We start from the raw sequence: 741 nt of genomic DNA, 5'->3' as shown, positions 1-741 counted from the left end.
GCGTCAAAAAAATGTGTATTTGGGCGATGAGTGTGGCCATGAATCATCAAGTTGACGCAATTCTGAGACATCACTTTTTCAACTTCGCTTTGATTCACGTCCATGATATCTAAAGACTTCATCTGTTTATCGTCGCGAATGTCTGATTGAACTTTAGAGACAATTTTTTTCTTTAAATACCATGGGATGCGTTTAAAGATCCATTGTAACCAAGGTTGATGCACAGTTTTACGAAATTTCTGATATTCCACGTCATCAATACACAGGGTATCGCCGTGTAAAATCACCGCTTTTGTGCCATATAAGTCGATGGTGCAAACGTCATCAAGCAAAGTGATGCCCGTCTCTTTACAAAAGCGTTCGCCCAACAAGAAGTCACGATTGCCTTGAATAAAGAAAACCGGGACACCTTGGTCGGTGAGCGTTTTGAACTCGGTACGAATTTGGTTTGCAAACGGTGTTTTGTCATCATCACCAACCCAAAACTCGAAAAGATCGCCTAATACATAAAGAGCTTCGGCATTTTTGGCTTCCGTACGCATGAATGTAATGAAACATTCTGTGATGTCAGGACGTGACGGCGTAAGGTGCAAGTCTGATATAAATAATGTCGTCATAGAAATAAGGGGAGGCGAAGCCTCCCCAATTACTTATCTCTTGGGAATAATTCGCAAGAATTACTCTGCGATTGTAGTACCAGTGATTACCACGTCTTCTAGTGGTACGTCTTGGTGCATGCCG

The 741-nt window shown here is 42.0% G+C and carries 1 protein-coding gene; it reads right to left on the bottom strand.

Features of this window, described 5'->3' with window-relative positions; translation table 11 throughout:
* Positions 1-617 (bottom strand): UDP-2,3-diacylglucosamine diphosphatase (gene lpxH, locus R8O11_RS27275; protein WP_318194885.1); only part of this gene is annotated, 617 nt, incomplete at its 3' end.
* Between the last annotated feature and the right edge of the window lie 124 nt (positions 618-741).

It is taken from the genome of Vibrio sp. 1288 (genome assembly GCF_033344475.1).
The sequence above is the reverse complement of the archived record's forward strand: the minus strand, read 5'-3'. Positions and strand labels throughout refer to the sequence as shown.